The 341-nt window shown below is 54.8% G+C and carries 2 tRNA genes; both read right to left on the reverse strand.

What is annotated here, in order from left to right:
* Positions 1-90: 90 nt before the first annotated feature.
* A tRNA-Ile gene (locus tag AC3II9_RS21630) sits at positions 91-167 on the reverse strand.
* Positions 168-174: 7 nt separating this feature from the next.
* Positions 175-248 (reverse strand) — tRNA-Met (locus AC3II9_RS21635).
* Positions 249-341: the final 93 nt, after the last annotated feature.

The raw sequence follows: 341 nt of genomic DNA on the forward strand, positions 1-341 counted from the left end.
TCGAACCCCCGCGCGGTTTAACCCGCCTGTCGGTTTTCAAGACCGATCCCTTCAGCCGGACTTGGGTATTCCTCCGTTTTACTATTCAAATGGTGGACCTTACAGGACTCGAACCTGTGACCGGACGGTTATGAGCCGTCTGCTCTAACCAACTGAGCTAAAGGTCCTTTAGGATGGCTACCGAGGGAGTCGAACCCACGACCTTTCGGGTATGAACCGAATGCTCTAGCCAGCTGAGCTAGGTAGCCAGGATCTTTATAAATAATTTGGTGGAGCCTAGCGGGATCGAACCGCTGACCTCCTGCGTGCAAGGCAGGCGCTCTCCCAGCTGAGCTAAGGCC

Source organism: Lysinibacillus sp. RU7, assembly GCF_057837305.1.